General features: G+C 63.6%; 18 protein-coding genes. 6 read left to right on the top strand and 12 right to left on the bottom strand.

What is annotated here, in order from left to right:
• Positions 1-14 precede the first annotated feature (14 nt).
• The gene (locus tag N4J17_RS09075) at positions 15-689 is read right to left on the bottom strand and encodes a lipid-binding SYLF domain-containing protein (RefSeq protein WP_232470228.1); all 675 of its coding nucleotides are present in this window, start codon (positions 687-689) and stop codon (positions 15-17) included.
• 201 nt (positions 690-890) lie between these two features.
• On the opposite strand from N4J17_RS09075, the gene N4J17_RS09070 reads away from it, so the two are divergent.
• Entirely contained in the window at positions 891-1727 is an 837-nt protein-coding gene (locus N4J17_RS09070) for a L,D-transpeptidase family protein (RefSeq protein WP_370525801.1), read from the top strand.
• A gap of 1 nt (position 1728) precedes the next feature.
• On the opposite strand, the gene N4J17_RS09065 is transcribed toward N4J17_RS09070, so the two are convergent.
• The 7 genes from N4J17_RS09065 to N4J17_RS09035 form a co-directional block, all read right to left on the bottom strand.
• Positions 1729-2157, bottom strand: coding sequence for a YqaA family protein (locus N4J17_RS09065; RefSeq protein ID WP_198321868.1), 429 nt, complete (start codon positions 2155-2157; stop codon positions 1729-1731).
• Positions 2158-2162: 5 nt separating this feature from the next.
• Entirely contained in the window at positions 2163-2942 is a 780-nt protein-coding gene (gene kdsB, locus N4J17_RS09060) for a 3-deoxy-manno-octulosonate cytidylyltransferase (RefSeq protein ID WP_198321812.1), read from the bottom strand.
• Positions 2942-3154: a Trm112 family protein gene (locus N4J17_RS09055; RefSeq protein ID WP_198321814.1), complete on the bottom strand. Its 213-nt coding sequence runs from the start codon at positions 3152-3154 to the stop codon at positions 2942-2944. Before N4J17_RS09055 ends, kdsB begins: the two co-directional genes overlap by 1 nt.
• Positions 3135-4145, bottom strand: a complete 1011-nt coding sequence (lpxK, locus tag N4J17_RS09050) for a tetraacyldisaccharide 4'-kinase (RefSeq protein WP_198321815.1) — start codon at positions 4143-4145, stop codon at positions 3135-3137. The genes N4J17_RS09055 and lpxK overlap by 20 nt, the downstream gene beginning before the upstream one ends.
• Complete coding sequence (locus N4J17_RS09045) at positions 4142-4567, bottom strand: ExbD/TolR family protein (RefSeq protein WP_198321816.1); 426 nt, start codon at positions 4565-4567, stop codon at positions 4142-4144. Before N4J17_RS09045 ends, lpxK begins: the two co-directional genes overlap by 4 nt.
• Positions 4568-4574: 7 nt before the next feature.
• A complete protein-coding gene (locus tag N4J17_RS09040; RefSeq protein ID WP_198321818.1) occupies positions 4575-5189 on the bottom strand; it encodes a MotA/TolQ/ExbB proton channel family protein in 615 nt (204 codons plus the stop codon).
• 86 nt (positions 5190-5275) lie between these two features.
• Entirely contained in the window at positions 5276-5785 is a 510-nt protein-coding gene (locus N4J17_RS09035) for a DUF5063 domain-containing protein (protein WP_198321820.1), read from the bottom strand.
• Between the two features lie 200 nt (positions 5786-5985).
• On the opposite strand from N4J17_RS09035, the gene thiD reads away from it, so the two are divergent.
• A complete protein-coding gene (thiD, locus tag N4J17_RS09030) occupies positions 5986-6798 on the top strand; it encodes a bifunctional hydroxymethylpyrimidine kinase/phosphomethylpyrimidine kinase (RefSeq protein WP_198321821.1) in 813 nt (270 codons plus the stop codon).
• A gap of 196 nt (positions 6799-6994) precedes the next feature.
• Here thiD and N4J17_RS09025 read toward each other — a convergent pair whose 3' ends face one another.
• From N4J17_RS09025 to parE, 3 genes are all read right to left on the bottom strand, one after another.
• Positions 6995-7480 (bottom strand): REP-associated tyrosine transposase, encoded by a 486-nt coding sequence (locus N4J17_RS09025; protein ID WP_198321822.1) that lies wholly within the window; start codon positions 7478-7480, stop codon positions 6995-6997.
• Between the two features lie 260 nt (positions 7481-7740).
• On the bottom strand, positions 7741-9975 hold the full coding sequence (parC, locus tag N4J17_RS09020; protein ID WP_198321823.1) for a DNA topoisomerase IV subunit A: 2235 nt from the start codon (positions 9973-9975) through the stop codon (positions 7741-7743).
• Between the two features lie 19 nt (positions 9976-9994).
• Complete coding sequence (gene parE / locus N4J17_RS09015) at positions 9995-11881, bottom strand: DNA topoisomerase IV subunit B (RefSeq protein ID WP_198321825.1); 1887 nt, start codon at positions 11879-11881, stop codon at positions 9995-9997.
• A gap of 157 nt (positions 11882-12038) precedes the next feature.
• Here parE and N4J17_RS09010 point away from each other — a divergent pair, with 157 nt between their 5' ends.
• The 4 genes from N4J17_RS09010 (at position 12039) to N4J17_RS08995 (ending at position 15720) form a co-directional block, all read left to right on the top strand.
• The gene (locus N4J17_RS09010; protein WP_169602617.1) at positions 12039-12269 is read left to right on the top strand and encodes an exodeoxyribonuclease VII small subunit; all 231 of its coding nucleotides are present in this window, start codon (positions 12039-12041) and stop codon (positions 12267-12269) included.
• Positions 12259-13161, top strand: coding sequence for a (2E,6E)-farnesyl diphosphate synthase (ispA, locus tag N4J17_RS09005; protein ID WP_198321826.1), 903 nt, complete (start codon positions 12259-12261; stop codon positions 13159-13161). The genes N4J17_RS09010 and ispA overlap by 11 nt, the downstream gene beginning before the upstream one ends.
• 124 nt (positions 13162-13285) lie before the next feature.
• Positions 13286-15205, top strand: coding sequence for a 1-deoxy-D-xylulose-5-phosphate synthase (dxs, locus tag N4J17_RS09000; RefSeq protein WP_198321828.1), 1920 nt, complete (start codon positions 13286-13288; stop codon positions 15203-15205).
• Positions 15205-15720, top strand: coding sequence for an adenine phosphoribosyltransferase (locus N4J17_RS08995; protein ID WP_198321829.1), 516 nt, complete (start codon positions 15205-15207; stop codon positions 15718-15720). Before dxs ends, N4J17_RS08995 begins: the two co-directional genes overlap by 1 nt.
• 74 nt (positions 15721-15794) lie before the next feature.
• Here N4J17_RS08995 and hpnH read toward each other — a convergent pair whose 3' ends face one another.
• Positions 15795-16910: an adenosyl-hopene transferase HpnH gene (hpnH, locus tag N4J17_RS08990; protein ID WP_198321838.1), complete on the bottom strand. Its 1116-nt coding sequence runs from the start codon at positions 16908-16910 to the stop codon at positions 15795-15797.
• Positions 16911-17124 lie beyond the last annotated feature (214 nt).

The following is a 17124-nucleotide window of genomic DNA, read 5'->3' as shown; positions in this document are numbered from 1 at the left end:
GGCACCTGGCAGGATCAATGGGAAACGGGTTTGGAAAGCGTCGCCTTGGCGACCGCCGCCCTCAGCCGATCCGCCAAGGGGTTGGTCACGGCGTGGCGGATGAGGATATCCACCGGGTCCACGATCCGCCCGTAAAAGGCGGAATTGAGGTCTTCCCGCGGGGTGATCACCGCCCCTTCCAGCGTCAGCCCCCCGTAAATCCCCTTGGCCCGACTGAACTGGAGGATGTCCACGGTCGCCACCTGGCTGCCGGTGCCGACGGGGCCCGCGGCAATGCTGGCATCCGCCCCGAGCTGGAACTTGGAACTGAGCAGCGCGTTCATGCCGCCTTCCGTCATCACCATCATGATGACGTCGGTCAGCTCGCCGCCGATCTGCAGGCCCGCGGTCACGGCCCCGGTCGTGTAGAACGCAGGGTATCCCCATTCACCGGTCTGTTTGTCCTTGACCAGCACCACGGCATTGCCGCCGGAACCGCCGAAAATGAAACCCAGTTTCAGGACCTGGGGCGCGATCACCAGAGCCCTGGCGTCCTTCACGTTGTCGCGGAACCACCCCATGTTGGGGTCGGCGACGAATTCGTTGAAGGTGATGGTGGCATCGCGCAGGAGATCGTTGGCCTTGTCGCGGTCGTCTGCCCGGGCAAGGAAGGTAGCGAGCAGCGCCGCCAGCAACAGGAAACGATTCAAAGAATGTCGCGTGGAAAGACTGGCCATAGCGGATAGGTCCGTGGGTTGGGTATGCAACGAAAGTTTACGCCTGATCCAGGCAAGACGTATGCCCGGGAAAAAGCCTCCGCAGCCGTCGATGGGCAGCGCGGCAGTTGGCGGGATGTTTCCGGCACCGCCATAATGTGTGTTGCTGGAAAACGTCGTGTCGAGGTAACGAGCATGCTACCGAAAGCCGCTTATCTGCTTCCCGTGGTCACCCTGCTGTTGACAGCTTGCGCTGGCTCGAACAAACAGTCCCACAGGGACAGCCTCGCGGCTGCCCCGACCGAACGAGCCTATCTTCCCAAACCCGCATTCCGCCGTCCCGCCTACCTGCCACCGCTCTTCAGCGGCACAGACCAGCGCACGGTATCGGATGTGCTGCGCGATTTCGGCCCGTATTCGGTTCAGAAGCTGAAGCCCTTTTTCGACCGGGCCGGCGTGGCCTACCCCCCTCGCGAAGTGGTGCTGATCGGCCTGAAGCAGGAGAAGAAGCTCGAACTGTGGGCGCGCGACGATCGCGAATACCGGCTGATCCGCGACTATGCCATCCAAGCCGCCAGCGGCTCGGCAGGGCCCAAGCTGCGCCAGGGTGACAAACAAGTGCCGGAGGGCGTCTATCGGATCGTGGGGCTGAATCCGAACAGCAACTACCACCTGTCGATGAAGCTGAACTACCCCAACGATTTCGACCTGTATTACGCCCAGCTCGAAGGTCGTACCAATCCCGGGTCGGACATCTTCATCCATGGCCGGGCGGTGTCGGCGGGATGCCTGGCCATGGGCGATGAGGCCATCGAAGAGCTGTTCGTGTTGGCGGCGCAGGTGGGCAAGGAAAACGTGAAGGTGGTGATCGCCCCGCACGATCCCAGGGCCTGGCCATTGGAACAGACCACTGCCGGACAGCCGGACTGGACGCGGGAACTCTATGCGACGATCGCCGATGAGATTCTGTCGCTGTCGCGGCCGCTCAAGGTCTCGAACAGCCGACCGTACTCGTCGCCGTACCGGCGGTAGTTCAGCCCGCCAGCCACGCCACCACGGCGTAGCGCAGGGCCTTGCCGATAGCGATGTAGACCACGGACAGGACCAGCGACAGCCGCAGCCAGCCGGCGGCGAAGCAGAAGCCGTCGCCGAGCACCGGTATCCAGGAGATCAGCAGCAGGCCGTTGCCCCAGCGCTTGAGCGATGCGACCGCGCGGCGCTGGCGCGGATTCTCGATCGCTTCGACCTCCAGCGGGCGCCGGCGCGCCCACAGCCAGCCCATCCCCCATGTCGTCATCGCTCCCAGCGTATTGCCCACGCTGGCCACTGCGACGAGTTCGGTCGGCTGCGCATAGCCCGTATGTACCAGGTAGGCCAGCACTGCCTCCGATCCCCCCGGCGCGAGGGTGGCCGAGACGAAGGCGCTGGCAAACAAGCCCCACAGACCTGCCGATGCATCCATCGCGGTCAAGGCGTCCGGTCGGCCAGATGGCGCCGGGCCCGCTCGAGATCAGCGGCGGTGTCCACACCCGATGCAGGCGCGCCCGCCACTGGCACCACCAGGATGCGGTCACCGTGCCAGAGGATGCGCAGTTGCTCCAGGCGTTCGATGTGCTCCAGCGGCGACGGTGCCAGACCGACATAGCGGCGTAAATAGGCCGCGGTGTAAGCGTATACCCCGATATGGCGGCGATAAGGCATGCCCTGCCCCGGCTTCGGCGCCGCCCTCCCCTCGGCGAAAGACTCGCGGTCCCAGGGCACGGCGGCCCGGCTGAAATACAGCGCCCGGCTCTCCCCATCGGTGACCACTTTGACCACATTGGGATCGAAGATTTCCTCGGGCCGGTGGATTGGCGCGGCCAGGGTCGCCACCCGACAGTCTTCGCGCCGCCCCAGCGCCTCCGCCAGGGCGCGTAGCAGGGCGGCGTCCATAAAAGGCTCGTCGCCCTGCAGATTGATCACGAGGGTATCGTCGTTCCAGGCCCGACGCTCGGCCACCTCGGCCAGACGCTCGGTGCCGCTGGCGTGGTCGGGGCGAGTCAGCATCGCGGTAACCGGCAGGGCTTCGACCGCTTTGGCGATACGTTCATCGTCGGTCGCGACCACGATCTCGGCCGCGCCGGCTTCGATCGCCCGCTCGCAGACGTGCGCGATCATCGGCTTACCGCCGAGTTCCAAGAGGGGCTTGCCGGGCAGCCGGGTCGAACCATAGCGTGCCGGAATGACGATGGTGAATGTCGCCGGCATCAGGCCACCGGCGACGTTCGTCGCTTGTGGAGCGCGTCGTACTCGTCGAGGCTGAGCTTCCTTGCCTCGCTGTCCAGCATCACCGGAATGTCGTCGCGGATCGGGTAGGCCAGCTTGTCCGCCAGGCAGACCAGCTCCTGCTGCTCGCGGAGGTAGATCAGCGCGCCCTTACATAGCGGGCAGACCAGTATGTCAAGCAGTTGTTTGTCCATGTCGGATCCTCTCCAGGATGTTCAGTAGTCGGGGTGCGAAGGCCGGATCGAGCCGGGCGGAGACGGGAATGTACCAGATTCGCGGATCGTCCAGCCGGCGGCACTTCACGGCGTCTTTCTCGGTCATCAGAACCGGCGTGTGTTCTGGAACGGAACGGAAATCCTCCGGGGTGTAGGTATGGTGGTCAGGCCATGCCACCGGCTCGAAGCTCAGGCCCGCGGCGGCCAGGTGCGAAAAAAAACGTGCAGGATTGCCTATGCCTGCCATGGCAACGATCTTGCGCCCCGCGAAAGCGGCCAAGGGAAGCTGCTCGCCATCGGCAAGACGCACCGCCGTGCCACCTTCCAGCGTCATGGCTGATTCGCCGGGCGCCGGTTCGCCGCCGTTGCAGATCACGAAATCCACGCCTGCCAGCCGCTCGACCGGCTCCCGCAATGGCCCCGCCGGCAGCAGCCGGCCGTTGCCGAACCGGCGCAGGCCGTCGACCACGGCGATTTCGATGTCCCGCGGCAGGGCGTAATGCTGGAGGCCGTCGTCGGAAACGACGACGTCCGCGCCGGCTTCGATCACGGCCCGGGCAGCATCCAGGCGTTTCGGCGAAACGAAAACCGGACCACCGGTGCGCTGCCGGATCAGCAATGGCTCGTCGCCGACCTTGGCAGGGTCGCTGTCGCAGAAAACCTCACGCGGCGGCCCGGCGGAACCGCCATAGCCCCGGCTGATCACGCCGGCCGACCATCCATGCTGCCGCAGCAGTTCCACCAGTGCGACCACCAGCGGCGTCTTGCCGGTGCCGCCCACGCTGAGATTGCCGACGACGATGACGGGCGCACCGAGACGGACTTGCGCGCTCCAGCGGTAACACCGCCGGCGGAGCGCGGCGGCAGCGGCGAACCCGCGGCTCAACACGACCAAACCCCACGGCGGCTGTGCCTCGGCGTACCACTGCCGCTGCAGCCAGGCGGCGATCATCCGCTTTGACCGGCTCACGGCTTGCTCTCGGCTGCAATCTCGGCGGCGAAACTGATGTGGCCAAAGCCAAGCTGGCCAGCAGCGTCCAGGACCGTGATGACATGCTGGTGCTGGGTGGTGCGGTCGGCGCGGATGATCACGAGGGGGTCTTGCTGTCCGCCGGCCGCCGCCTTCATCGCCTCGCGCAATATTTCGAGACGGTTGTCCTGCAACGGGGTGCCGTTGACCGAAAACCGCCCCTCGGCGTCGATGGCGACGTCCACTCCCTTGGGCGATTCTTCGGGAAGCGAACTCTGCGCCTTGGGCAACTGCAGTTCGAGCCCGGTTTCCCGGCTGAAGGTGGTCGTCATCACCAGGAAGATCATCAGGACGATCAGCACATCGATCATCGGAATCAGGTTCAATTCCGGCTCGTCCCGGTTCTGCGGGCGGAAATTCATGACAAACTCACTCTTCGCGTTCACCATGCAGGACGGCGATCAGGCGGACTGCTTCCTCTTCCAGGCGTATCGCCAGCTCGTTCACCCTGCCCCGGAAATAGCGGTAGAACATTAGACTGGGAATGGCCACGGCCAGCCCCGCGGCGGTGGTGATGAGGATTTCGGACAGACCGCCCGCCAGCACAGCCGGGTTGCCGGCGCCGTGCGCGGCGGAAAAACCGGCAAACACCTTCATCATCCCCAGCACGCTACCGAGGAGGCCCAGATAAGGAGAAATCGAAGCAATGGTACCGAGGGTGTTGAGATAACGTTCCATGGCATGGACGACCTGACGGCCGGCCTGCTCAATGCAGCGCTGCATCACCTCGCGCCCGTGTTTGTGGTTGGCCAGCCCTGCCGCCAGGACGGCACCCAGCGGCGAACTCAGGGCGATCTGGCGGATGCTGCCGGCATCGAGCTGATGGTTCCGCCACAGGGTCCAGACCGTAGCGGTGAGTTCGGCCGGCAGGATGCGGCTGGTGCGCAGAGCCCACAGGCGCTCCAGGATGATGGCGAGAGCGACCACGGAACAGATCAGAATCGGCCAGATCAGCGGCCCGCCACCCTTGATGATGTCCAGCACCCCACGCCCCTCCGGTAGGTCCGCCCATTACGATGTGGGAAGATTTTACCGCAAGAACCAGGCCGAACTCGAAACCCTGCGTGAAATCAATGCAACGTGGCCTTGTGTTTGAGCTGGGAACGCAGGTTGGCCAGATGGTAGCCCCAGTTGATCTCGAAACCGGAAACCCACTCGCCGACCGCGGCGGCGGCTTCGTCCGGCCCCTGGTTCCAGTGGGCCAGCCCACGCTTCAATGCGAAATAGATTTCCGTAATGTTGTCCGACAGGCTGCCCGTCATGACACCGTCACCGGCTTCGAGATCGGCCTCGGTCCAGTAGTCGTCCATGCTGCCGAGAAAGGTCTTGAGCTGCACGTACATCCGATGCCGCTCCTCTATATCCGCCAGCAAGGAGTAGTCACCGATACCTCCCTTGCGCGCCAGTCCCCGTACGGCCGTTTCCAGCGGCTCGAGTTCGCGGGCGATGAGCGCCAGCCAGTCCTGCGGCTCGTGACGGGCGAAGCCATCCACCAGCCGGCAGAATTTCTCGGCGATTTTTGCAAACTGTGCCGGAGCGGAGGTCGAAGAAGTCACGCTGCCAGTTGCATACCATTTCATTCGAGCCGTCCCCCTGTGCCGATCGATCGCCCAGCAATCCGAAACACTATCGGATACACATCGTTACGGTTAAGAGTAGACAGCAATTTCGGGAAAGGTAGACCATGGATGCATGATGCGTCGCCAAATGCCGACAGAAAGATCGAAATCTCTGCGCCGCATGTCACACCAGAGCGACATTTGATCCCATCAGGACTTCGATGACAACTCACAGCCAGCACACAGCCATCGTCCTCAGCCTTTCGGGGCATGACCCTACGGGTGGCGCCGGCATCCAGGCCGACATCGAAGCGATCGGCGCCAGCGGTTGCCTGGCTTGCTCGGTGATCACGGCGTTGACGGTGCAGGACACTTCCAATGTATACGCCGTGCAAACCCAGCCCCCTGAAGCCTTTCTGGCGCAGGGGCGGGCCCTGATCCGCGACCTGCCGATCGCCGCGGTGAAAATCGGCCTGCTGGGCAGTGCGGGCATCGCCCGCTGCGTAGCGGCCCTGCTGGATGAACTCAGCTCCGCTGCTCTTCGAGGCGGCACCAGGGTGCCGGTAGTGCTCGATCCCGTGCTCGCCGCCGGTGGAGGCACCGATCTGGCTTCGGAAGAGCTGATCGAAGCGGTGCGCACCGAACTCCTGCCGCGCGCCGTCCTCGTGACCCCCAACCTACCGGAAGCTTTCCGCCTCGGCGGCGGCGCGACCGAAGCGGAAAACGCCAAACGCCTCCGCCTCCTGGGCTGCCCGAACGTACTCATCACCGGGACGCATGCCCTCACCGACGACGTCCTGAACCGCCTCTATTCCCCCCATGGAAGGCGGGACTATCGCTGGCCCAGACTGCCGCACAGCTATCATGGCTCCGGTTGCACGCTCGCCGCCTCCGTGGCCGGATATCTGGCCCTGGGATACGCATTGGAATCCGCCGTAGAGCGGGCCCAGCAGTTCACCTGGCAGAGCCTCCGGGCCGGCTGTAATCCCGGCGGCGGGCAGCATCTGCCTCACCGCCGACCGTTCGGCCGATGAGCCGCCGCATGACGGCAGGCAATCTGCGCGGCAGACGATTTTTGGAGTTGCGAATGGGAGACTCTGAATTGGGCATGGCCACGGACCGCTCCCGACTTTTCTCCGCACATCGGCATAGGGTGGGCAAGCATGGGGGCCTCAGCCACCCATTCATCGAGGACGGCCTCCCCGCTTTTCCGTTACGACGCCCCCGAGGTCACTCATTCGCCGCAGATTCAAAGCCGGCAGGCAAACTTGAACCCGGCGGCGGCACTGTGGAAAAGTCCTTCTCCGCCCCCCAGACAAAAATTCTGACACTCCCGCTCAACGACCAAACCCGGTGCCATCGAGTTCGACGACCGCCTTCCCCGGCGGCTTGGCGAATGTCCGACCGGTGTTCGGTGTTGGACAATGCACGCAAAAATCCGTTCTGGATCAATCGCCATCGCCTGCTGAAATCGCTATCGCCGGGCGGCAAGGTCCACACACAATGCACATGATCCGGCAACACATCCCAGGCGTCGATTCGAAACGGAGGATGCGAACGCACCCGGCTCGCCGTTTCGCCTGACAAGGCGATTTCACGAACCAGCAGATCGTTGCCGTGGCTTTGCAGCAGATTGAGCGTAAAGAACCCGGTACCGCCAGGTACAAATGCACGTCGATCGTCGGGGCATGTCCCTTTCCCCCTTGAAACGGACATTCTCGCCTGAGGACGAGAGAGCCATTCCTCCTGAGCGAGCCGCCGGCTGACGTCGCAGGCCGCGGAGCGGCAAAGGGACTGGGCAAACCCGATTCGGGAATTTTTTGTACTCGCGAAAAGGGCTGGAGCCGCTGCTCCGACACACTCCCTGGGCACTTCGGGCATCTCGCGAGGACGGCGGGCTGCGGATGAGACCCCTGGGCGGCAGATGCAGCACGATGTGCCACACCGGCCCTCCTACCCCGACGGGTTCCGCCCGCTTACACCGTCTCCAACCGCTCCACCCGCTGGAATCCCCGTGGCAGAGGATTGCCGCGCCGCCCTCTGGCTCCCAGATAGTTTTCCAGGTCGCCAGGCTGCAGCGTGAGGGTACGCTTGCCGGCGGTGGCGCGCAGCGCCGCGCCGGCGGGCATGCTGGCGACGGCAACGATGAAGTCCTGTCGCGCTTCGAGGTCGGCCGGGGCGATCTGGATCAGCTTGTTGCCCTTTCCTTTGTTGAGGCGGGGTATTTCGGCGGCGGGATAAACGAGCAGACGGCCTTGGGCGGAAACGAAGGCCAGGCGGTCGGCGTCGGGGCTCAAGACCCGCAGTGGAGTCATGACCTTGGCATGATCGGGCACGCTCAGCAGCGTCTTGCCCGAGCGGTTTTTTGCTCCCAACTCGCCGAGTTGGACCAAGAAACCGTAGCCGCCATCAGTGGCCAGCAGATACCAGTCTTCCTCCGATCCAGCCAGCACGGCGACGAAAGTGGCGCCTGGGGGGGGGTTGAGGCGGCCGGTCAACGGCTCGCCCTGGCTGCGGGCGGATGGCAGGTCGTGCACGGGCAAGCTGTAGCTGCGCCCAGTGGAATCGAGAAAATAGGCAGGCTGTGTCGAGCGGCCCAGCGCGGCGCACAGGAAACCGTCGCCAGCCCGATAGCTCAGGGTTGCAGGATCGACTTCGTGGCCTTTGGCCGAGCGTATCCAGCCTTTCTCCGACAGCACGATGGTGACCGGCTCGCTAGCGATCAGGGCGGCGGTGTCCAGGGCCTGAGAGGCCTGGCGGGCGACGATAGGCGAGCGACGGGCGTCGCCGAACTTCTCCGCATCCTGCTTGAGCTCCTGCTTGATCAGTGCGTCGAGTTCCGCCCGGGAACCCAAGGTCTTTTCGAGCCGGGCGCGTTCCTGTTCAAGCGCCGCCTGTTCGCCCCGGATTTTGATTTCCTCCAGCCTAGCCAAGTGGCGCAGCTTTAGTTCCAGAATCGCCTCGGCCTGCAGATCGGTGAGGCCGAAACGCGCCATCAGCACCGGCTTGGGCTGGTCTTCATCGCGAATGATGGCGATGACTTCATCGATGTTGAGGAAGGCTACAGCCAAACCTTCGAGGATGTGCAGCCGCGCCTGCACCTTGTCCAGACGATGCCGCAGGCGGCGGCGTACGGTCTCGGTGCGGAAGCTCAGCCATTCCGTCAGGATCTCGCGCAGGTTCTTGACTTGGGGCCGGCCGTTCAAGCCTATGATGTTGAGGTTGACGCGGTAGGAGCGTTCCAGATCGGTGGTGGCGAACAGGTGCGACATCAAGGGCTCGACCTCGACCCGCCGGGATTTGGGCATGATGACCAGCCGGGTGGGGTTTTCGTGGTCGGATTCGTCCCGCAGGTCGTCGACCATCGGCAGCTTCTTGGCCTGCATCTGAGCGGCGATCTGCTCCATCAGCTTGGCGCCGGACACCTGGTAAGGCAGCGCAGTGACGACGATGTTGCCGTCCTCCAGCTCGTAGCGGGCGCGCAGGCGCACCGCACCGCTGCCGGTCTGGTACAGCTTCAGCAGTTCCTCGCGCGGGGTGATGAGCTCGGCCTCGTTGGGGAAATCGGGCCCCCGGATGCAGCCGCACAGCTCCTCGACCGAGGCATCGGGCCGGTCGATGAGGAGGATGCACGCCTCGACCACCTCGCGCAGATTATGCGGCGGGATGTCCGTCGCCATGCCGACGGCGATACCGGTGGCGCCGTTGAGCAGGAGATTGGGCAGGCGGGCCGGCAGGAGCTGCGGCTCTTCCAGCGTGCCGTCGAAATTCGGCAGCCAGTCCACGGTGCCTTGCTCCAGCTCAGACAACAAAGACTGCGCATAAGGCGTCAGCCTGGCCTCGGTGTAGCGCATCGCCGCGAATGACTTGGGGTCGTCAGGCGAACCCCAGTTGCCCTGGCCGTCGATGAGCGGGTAGCGGTAGGAGAAGGGTTGCGCCATCAGCACCATGGCTTCATAACACGCCGAGTCGCCGTGCGGATGGTATTTGCCCAGCACGTCGCCCACCGTGCGGGCGGATTTCTTGGGCTTCGCCTGCGCCGACAAGCCCAGCTCGGACATGGCGTAGACGATACGCCGCTGCACCGGCTTCAGACCGTCGGCGATGTGCGGCAGGGCGCGGTCCAGGATGACGTACATGGCGTAATCCAGATACGCCTTCTCGGTGAAATCCCGTAAGGGGATGCGCTCGTAATTCGCGGCTTCGTTCATGGTGGATGCTTGCAAGAGGTCAGATGTCGGCGAGATTGCCCTTCTCTTCCAGCCAGGCGCGGCGGTCCCCCGCCCGCCTCTTGGCCAGCAGCATATCGAGGCGCTCGTCGGTCGCGGCGGCGTCGTCCAGCGACAACTGCACCAAGCGCCGGGTGTCGGGGTTCATCGTGGTCTCGCGCAACTGGGCAGGGTTCATCTCGCCTAGGCCCTTGAAGCGCAGCACGTTGACCTTGCCCTTGATCTTCTCGGCTTCGATGCGGTCCAGCACGCCTTTTTTCTCCGCTTCGTCCAGCGCGTAGTACACCTGCTTGCCGACATCGATGCGGTACAAGGGCGGCATGGCGATGAACACGTGGCCGGCTTCGACCAGGGCGCGGAAATGGCGCAGGAACAGGGCACACAGCAGGGTGGCGATGTGGTTGCCGTCGGAGTCGGCGTCGGCCAGCACACAGATCTTGCCATAGCGCAGACCGCTCAAATCGCCGGCGCCGGGATCGACACCGATGGCCAGGCTGATGTCATGCACCTCCTGCGATGCGAAAATGGCGCCGGGTTCCACTTCCCATGTGTTCAGAATCTTGCCGCGCAAGGGCATGATGGCCTGAAAATCCTTGTCACGCGCCTGCTTGGCGGAGCCGCCGGCAGAATCGCCCTCGACCAGGAACAGTTCGGTGCGGTTGACATCCTGTGCCGCGCAATCGGCCAGCTTCCCGGGCAGCGCCGGCCCGCTGGTGACGCGCTTGCGGGTGACCTGGCGGCTGGCCCGCAAGCGCTTCTGGGCACTCTCGATCACCAGTTCGGCGATGCGCTCACCGACCGCAGGGTGCTGGTTCAGCCACAAGCTGAAGGCATCCTTGACCACTCCCGAGACGAAGGAAGCGCATTCGCGCGAATTCAACCGTTCTTTGGTCTGGCCGGCGAACTGCGGCTCCTGCATTTTCACCGACAGGACGTAGTTACAGCGCTCCCACACATCGTCCGGCGCGATCTTGATGCCTCGCGGCAACAGGTTCCGGTATTCGCAGAACTCCCGCACCGCGTCGGTCAGGCCCGTGCGTAGGCCATTGACGTGGGTGCCGCCTTGCACCGTCGGTACCAGGTTGACGTAGCTCTCAGCTACCGGGGCCGCGCCGTCTGGGCACCAGAGCACGGCCCATTCCACCGCTTCCTGCCGGCCCTCCATCGTACCGACGAACGGCTCATCCGGAATGGAGGCGCTGCCCTGCAACTGGTCCAGCAGGTATTGCGGCAGACCGTCCTGATAACACCAGGTTTGGCTGTCGCCACTGGCGTCATCGGTCATCCGGATTTCCAGCCCCGGGCACAACACGGCCTTGGCGCGCAGCAGATGTTTGAGCCGCGACCGGGAAAACCGGACATTGTCGAAATAATGCGCTTCCGGCCAAAATCGCACTGCCGTACCGGTCTCACGCCTAGGCGCCGTGCCGGTCTCGGCGAGCTCCTCCACTTTGTCGCCCTTTTCGAAGGCGATGGCATACACCTTCCCGTTGCGCCGCACTTCGACCTCCAGCCGCTGCGATAAGGCATTAACCACCGACACCCCGACGCCGTGCAGGCCGCCGGAATAGCGGTAGGCCTTCTGGGAGAACTTGCCGCCGGCGTGCAGCTTGGTCAGGATCACCTCGACGCCGGAGATGCCGAGTTCGGGATGGATGTCGACCGGCATGCCGCGGCCATCGTCCCGCACCTCCAAGCCGCCGTCGGCCAGGAAACGGACCTCGATGAGGCGGGCAAAACCGGCCAGGGCTTCGTCCACCGCGTTGTCGATGACCTCCTGGGCGAGATGATCGGGGCGGCTGGTGTCGGTGTACATACCCGGCCGGCGGCGGACCGGATCCAGTCCGCTCAAGACTTCGATGGCTGAGGCGTCGTAAACTGCATTCATGGAGTGAGATGGGGATACTGGGTAGGGAATAGGGACGCGGCGGCCGTCACGGACAGCGGCGCATTTTAATCAACTTGACAAGTTTGAGATAATGCCGTGTTTGGCCGCGAGACGAACCCGTCCTGGCCGCACCTTCGACTACCGCATTGAAACCGCCATGGCCCGCAAACCCCCGAGCTTTGAAGAAGCCCTCGCCGAGCTGGAGCAGCTGGTGGAACGCATGGAACAAGGCAATCTGCCACTCGAGGAATCCCTGAAACTGTTCGAGCGAGGCATCGAGCTCACGCGGACCTGTCAAAAATCGCTGCAGGATGCCGAACAGAAGGTCCAGATCCTGCTGGAAGAAAACAGTCTACCCACTTTGAAGCCATTTCGTGATGAACCCTGAACAACCTCTGAGCGATTTTATGCAGTCCTGCCAAGAGCGGGTGGAACGGGCGCTGGATGCGCGTCTGCCCGCCGCCGATCGCATGCCGGAACGGCTCCATCAGGCCATGCGCTACGCGGTGCTGGGCGGCGGCAAGCGCATGCGTCCCCTCCTCACCTATGCCACCGGCCAGGCGATCGGTGCGCGAGTGGAACTGCTGGATGGCCCCGCCTGCGCAGTCGAATTCATCCATGTCTATTCGCTGATCCACGACGATCTGCCGGCGATGGATGACGACGACCTGCGTCGGGGCAAACCGACCTGCCATAAGGCCTATGACGAGGCCACCGCGATACTCGCGGGAGACGGCCTACAGGCCCTGGCCTTCCATGTCCTCGCCCAGGATCCCAGCATCGCCGTGCCTGCGGAAAGCCGCATCGCCATGATCGAAACCCTGGCACGAGCCGCCGGCCCCGCCGGCATGGTGGGCGGCCAGGCAATCGACCTGGATTCGGTGGGCAAGAAGCTGGATCTGCCGGGATTGGAAAACATGCACATCCGCAAAACCGGCGCCCTGATCCGCGCCGCCGTCCGGCTGGCCTGCCTGACCAGTCCTGACCTGCCGGCCGAGCAGGCCGACCGCCTGGACCACTATGCCAAGTGCATCGGTCTCGCTTTCCAGATCCAGGACGACATCCTCGATGAGGAGAGCGACACCCAAACCTTGGGAAAAACCCAAGGCAAGGACCGCGACCACAACAAACCCAATTACCCGGCCCTGCTGGGACTGGCCGGCGCCAAGGAAAAAGCGAAGGAAATGTACGAGGCGGCACTGGAAAGCCTGGCCGGCTTCGGCCCCGAAGTCGGTCTGCTGCGCGAACTCTCCCGCTTCATTATCCAGCGGCAGAATTAGGGGAATGCCGCGCCTTTCCTTGAAAGGCAAGGACCGCGGCGACATAATTTCCGAGTAAGCTACTTTAGTTATTAGTCTGGACGCCGACCCCCCGGCTGGACCGAGCAACCTGGAACGCGATTACATGACCGAAACCAAAAGATATGCCCTTCTTGAAGCGGCAGACCATCCCGCCGCACTGCGCAATCTGCCGGAAGACAGGCTGCCGGAACTTGCCGAAGAGCTGCGGGGCTATCTCCTGGAGAGCGTGAGCCAGTCGGGTGGACATCTGGCTGCGGGACTGGGGACAGTGGAACTGACCATCGCCCTGCATTACGTCTTCAACACCCCCGAAGACAAACTGGTCTGGGACGTCGGCCATCAGGCCTATCCGCACAAGATCCTGACCGGCCGCCGCACCCGCCTGCCGACCATCCGCAAGAAGGGCGGACTGTCGGCCTTCCCCAATCGGGCCGAAAGCCCTTACGACTGCTTCGGCGTCGGCCATTCGAGCACCTCGATCAGCGCAGCCCTCGGCATGGCCGTCGCAGCCGCGCTGGACCGGCGGCCCATCCATGCGGTGGCGATCATCGGCGATGGCGGCCTCACGGGCGGCATGGCCTTCGAAGCGCTCAACCACGCCGGCACGCTGGATGCCAACCTCCTGATCATCCTCAACGACAACGAAATGTCGATCTCGCCCAACGTCGGCGCGCTCAACAACTACCTGGCGAAAATATTGAGCGGGAAGTTCTACTCGTCGGTCCGCGAAAGCGGCAAACATCTCCTGGGCCGCCACATGCCCGGCGTTTGGGAACTGGCGCGCCGCGCCGAAGAACACGTCAAAGGCATGGTGGCGCCGGGAACGTTGTTCGAAGAACTGGGATTCAATTATTTCGGCCCGATCGACGGCCACGATCTGGACACCTTGATCACAACCTTGCGTAATCTGCGCGATCAGAAAGGCCCCCGCTTCCTGCACGTCGTCACCCGCAAAGGCAAGGGTTACGCACCCGCCGAGAAGGATCCCGTAGCCTATCACGGTGTGGGCGCCTTCGACCTCGACGCCGACGAACTGCCCAAATCCAAGCCAGGAACACCGAGCTATACGGAAGTATTCGGCCAGTGGCTGTGCGACATGGCGGCGCGCGACCGGCGGCTGCTAGGCATCACGCCGGCGATGCGCGAAGGCTCGGGCCTGGTGGAATTCTCTCAGCGCTTTCCGGATCGCTATTTCGACGTCGGCATCGCCGAGCAGCATGCCGTGACATTCGCGGCAGGGCAGGCCTGCGAAGGCTACAAGCCGGTGGTGGCGATCTATTCCACCTTCTTGCAGCGCGCCTACGACCAGCTGATCCATGACGTCGCCCTGCAGAATCTGCCGGTGCTGTTCGCCATCGACCGCGCCGGGCTGGTCGGACCGGACGGACCGACCCATGCCGGCAGCTTCGATCTGAGCTTCATGCGCTGCATTCCCAACATGCTGATCATGGCGCCCTCGGACGAAAACGAATGCAGACAGATGCTCTACACCGGCTTCATCCATGACGGGCCGGCGGCCGTGCGCTATCCGCGTGGCCGAGGCCCCGGAGTCAAACCGGAAGACACCATGACTGCCATCCCCATCGGGAAGGGCGAAGTACGCCTCCAGGGCAAGGGGACCGCGATCCTGGTCTTCGGCACGCCCCTGGCCGCCGCACTCGCCGTCGGCGAGCAAATCGGCGCCACCGTGGCCAACATGCGTTTCGTGAAACCCCTGGATGAGGCGCTTATCCTGGAACTGGCCGGCACCCACGAGCGCATCGTCACCATCGAGGAAAATGCCATTGCCGGCGGTGCCGGCAGCGCGGTCGGAGAATTCCTCGCTGCCCAGCGCTGCGGTATCCCGGTCTGCCACATCGGCCTGAAGGACGAGTTCCTCGATCAGGGCACCCGGGAGGAACTCCTGGCCATCGCCGGTCTGGACCAGGCGGGCATCGCCCGGTCGATCGAGACTTTCCTCCAAGCCACGGCTGCTACGGAGAAACCGAAGCGGGCCCGCGGCTCGGCCAAGGGCAAACCCTGATGGACAAGCTGCGCGCCAAGATTCGTGACATTCCGGACTTCCCCAAGCCTGGCATTCTGTTCCGGGACATCACGCCGCTGGTCAAAGATCCAGCGGCGCTGCGGTTCACCATCCACCAGCTCATACACCCGTTCGTCGGCGAAGACATCACCGCCGTTGCCGGCATGGAAGCCCGGGGGTTCATCTTCGGCGCGCTGGCGGCCTGGGAGCTGGGCGTTGGCTTCGTGCCCCTGCGCAAACCGGGGAAACTTCCCTACAACGTCCAAACCATCGATTACGACCTGGAATACGGCTCGGCCCGCCTGGAGGTCCATCTGGACGCCTTGGGAGTGGGCGACCGCGTGCTGATGGTCGACGACCTCCTGGCGACCGGCGGCACGGCGCGCGCCAGTTGTTCGCTGGTGGAGAGCCTTGGAGCCGAAGTGGCCGCCTGTGCCTTTGTGGTCGAGCTGGACGCCCTCGAAGGCCGGCAGGCTTTACACGGCCGCCGCGTGCATTCGCTGCTGCACTACTGAGCCGGCGATAACCGCGCGGACACAAAAAAGCCGGCTTCGAAGCCGGCTTTTTTGCAGGCGCCCGACCCGGCCAACTATTCGACGGCCTCGATACGGATCGTCGGACGCACGTTGACGGGCGCCGCTTCGGGCGCGCCGGTTTCGTATTCCGGCTCCGGCTCTGGCGCCATCCTTCCTTCCGTTTTCGGCCCGAACAAAGCGACCCAGGCCGCTTTCCAGGGACGGCGCATGGCGTCTTCCACGGCGCTGGCCTCATAGCCGCAGTGCGCCATGCAGTTGGCGCATTTCGGATTTTTCGAATTACCGTACTTGTGCCATGGCGTCTCCTCCATCAAGGCGCGGAAGGAAGGCGCATAACCCTCATCCACCAGCAGGTAGCACGGTTTCTGCCAACCGAAAACGTTCCGGGTCGGGTTACCCCAGGGCGTGCAGTTATAACTCTGGTTGCCCGCCAGGAAATCGAGATAGAGCCCTGAATGGTTCAGGCGCCAGCCGCGGCCGCGGCCCAGCTTGAACACTTTGCGGAACAGCTCCTTGCTGTCGCGCATCCGGATGAAGATGTTCTGCTGCGGCGCGTGCTCGTAGCTGAAACCGGGGGCGATGGTCACTCCCTCGACTCCCAGACGCTGGGTGTGATCCAGGAACTCGGCCACTTCCTCAGCCGACTCCCCTTGAAACAAGGTGCAATTGATGGTCACCCGGAAACCCCGGGCAATCGCCATCTCGACGGCTTCGACGGCACGGTCGAACACACCGGCCTGACAGACCGAGGCATCGTGCCGGTCGCGGTTGCCGTCCAGATGAATCGACAGCGTCAGGAACGGGGACGGCTCGTAATCGTCGATCCGTTTCTTGAGCAGCAGGGCATTGGTGCACAGATAAACGTATTTCTTGCGCGCGATGATGCCGCGCACGATCTCCGGCAATTCCTTGTGGAGCAGCGGCTCTCCCCCTGCGATCGAGACGATGGGTGCATCGCATTCGTCAACGGCCTGCAGCGACTCCTCGACGCTCAGGCGCCGGTTCAATATCTCGTCCGGATAATCGATTTTTCCGCAGCCGGCACAGGCCAGATTACAGCGGAACAACGGCTCGAGCATCAGCACCAGAGGATAGCGCTTGACGCCGAAAATCTTCTGTTTGAGCAGATACTTTGCGACGGTCAGTTGTTGACGCAGTGGAACGCCCATTCGTTTCTCCTTGATTCTTCAGCTAAGGACGGAACGTGTTGAAACCACCGCTCCGACGATAATTTCATGTCAGCCCAGGCATGCCGGCCAAACCATCGCCCGCAAAAGACAGCCTCACGGGATCGCAAGGGACAGTTTCCTAGTCTGGCACTAGGAATTGAGCCCGGATTGTAACAACAATCCTTTTTTCTTGTTCAAAAATGGGGATTGCGGC

The sequence above is a fragment of the Methylococcus capsulatus genome (assembly GCF_036864975.1).
GTDB lineage: Bacteria > Pseudomonadota > Gammaproteobacteria > Methylococcales > Methylococcaceae > Methylococcus.
This window is presented reverse-complemented; position numbering and strand designations above follow the sequence as displayed.

Excerpts from the sequence above, each read along its gene's own strand:
- N4J17_RS09070 (WP_370525801.1), top strand. The coding sequence starts at position 891 with ATGCTACCGAAAGCCGCTTATCTGCTTCCCGTGGTCACCCTGCTGTTG.
- N4J17_RS09065 (WP_198321868.1), bottom strand. The coding sequence starts at position 2,157 with ATGGATGCATCGGCAGGTCTGTGGGGCTTGTTTGCCAGCGCCTTCGTC.
- kdsB (WP_198321812.1), bottom strand. The coding sequence starts at position 2,942 with ATGCCGGCGACATTCACCATCGTCATTCCGGCACGCTATGGTTCGACC.
- N4J17_RS09055 (WP_198321814.1), bottom strand. The coding sequence starts at position 3,154 with ATGGACAAACAACTGCTTGACATACTGGTCTGCCCGCTATGTAAGGGC.
- N4J17_RS09045 (WP_198321816.1), bottom strand. The coding sequence starts at position 4,567 with ATGAATTTCCGCCCGCAGAACCGGGACGAGCCGGAATTGAACCTGATT.
- N4J17_RS09035 (WP_198321820.1), bottom strand. The coding sequence starts at position 5,785 with ATGAAATGGTATGCAACTGGCAGCGTGACTTCTTCGACCTCCGCTCCG.
- thiD (WP_198321821.1), top strand. The coding sequence starts at position 5,986 with ATGACAACTCACAGCCAGCACACAGCCATCGTCCTCAGCCTTTCGGGG.
- N4J17_RS09025 (WP_198321822.1), bottom strand. The coding sequence starts at position 7,480 with ATGTCCGTTTCAAGGGGGAAAGGGACATGCCCCGACGATCGACGTGCA.
- parC (WP_198321823.1), bottom strand. The coding sequence starts at position 9,975 with ATGAACGAAGCCGCGAATTACGAGCGCATCCCCTTACGGGATTTCACC.
- parE (WP_198321825.1), bottom strand. The coding sequence starts at position 11,881 with ATGAATGCAGTTTACGACGCCTCAGCCATCGAAGTCTTGAGCGGACTG.
- N4J17_RS09010 (WP_169602617.1), top strand. The coding sequence starts at position 12,039 with ATGGCCCGCAAACCCCCGAGCTTTGAAGAAGCCCTCGCCGAGCTGGAG.
- ispA (WP_198321826.1), top strand. The coding sequence starts at position 12,259 with ATGAACCCTGAACAACCTCTGAGCGATTTTATGCAGTCCTGCCAAGAG.
- dxs (WP_198321828.1), top strand. The coding sequence starts at position 13,286 with ATGACCGAAACCAAAAGATATGCCCTTCTTGAAGCGGCAGACCATCCC.
- N4J17_RS08995 (WP_198321829.1), top strand. The coding sequence starts at position 15,205 with ATGGACAAGCTGCGCGCCAAGATTCGTGACATTCCGGACTTCCCCAAG.
- hpnH (WP_198321838.1), bottom strand. The coding sequence starts at position 16,910 with ATGGGCGTTCCACTGCGTCAACAACTGACCGTCGCAAAGTATCTGCTC.